Source organism: Kitasatospora sp. MY 5-36 (assembly GCF_001182915.1).
Lineage (GTDB): Bacteria > Actinomycetota > Actinomycetes > Streptomycetales > Streptomycetaceae > Kitasatospora.
Genome location: NZ_LFVW01001360.1, coordinates 1 through 766, shown reverse-complemented (window position 1 = coordinate 766; position 766 = coordinate 1). Strand labels below are relative to the sequence as shown.

The 766-nt window shown below is 76.4% G+C and carries 1 protein-coding gene; it reads left to right on the top strand.

The genetic code is table 11. From position 1 onward, the window contains the following. A partial coding sequence (locus AE652_RS47210) for a hypothetical protein (RefSeq protein ID WP_049661605.1) occupies positions 1–580 on the top strand: 580 nt, incomplete at its 5' end. Positions 581–766: the final 186 nt, after the last annotated feature.

The window sequence follows — 766 nt, the reverse complement described above, 5'->3', positions numbered from 1 at the left end:
CGCGGAGAACCCGCCGCCCGCGACCGCGCCCACGGGTGCGGACGGTGCGCCGAGCGCCGCCGCGAGCGCGTCCGGCTCGCCCGCCGGTACGCCGTCGCCGAGCTCGACCGCTCCCGGTCCGGGCGCCAAGGCGCAGGCCCAGGCACTGGACGGCCTGCTCAGCGAGGGCGAGAGCGCCAAGGCCCCGATCGGCAGCGCCGTCGCCAAGGTGACCAGCTGCCCGCCGAAGGCCGACATCGAGAGCGCCGCGCAGGACTTCGACAACGGCGCGAGCCAGCGGACCGCCCTGCTGGCCAAGCTCTCCCAACTGAGCGTCACGGACGTGCCGGGCGGCGCGGACGCGGTGAACTCCCTGAAGTCCGCCTGGCAGTTGTCCGCCGACATAGACAAGGCGTACGCGAGCTGGGCGCGCGCCGTCGCCGCCCAGGGCTGCACCGGCCGGGCCCCGGCCACCGCCGACAAGAAGCACGCGGACGAGCTCAACCCGCAGGCGACGCAGGCGAAGACGGACTTCATGACGAAGTGGAACGCGATCGCGAAGAGCTACGGCCTGACTCCGCGCACCCAGGACAGGATCTGACCGACCAGTGACCGGCACCGCCCCCCGACCGCCCCGCCGCTCCGCCCTGCTGCGCGCCACCACCGCCGCGGCCGTGGCCGTTCCGCTCTGCACGGCGGGCTGGTTCGGCTGGCGGGCCCTCGACCACTCCGGCCCGGCGGGCGCCACGGCGGCCCCGGCCGCGTCGGCCCCCGCCGCCTCGTCCCC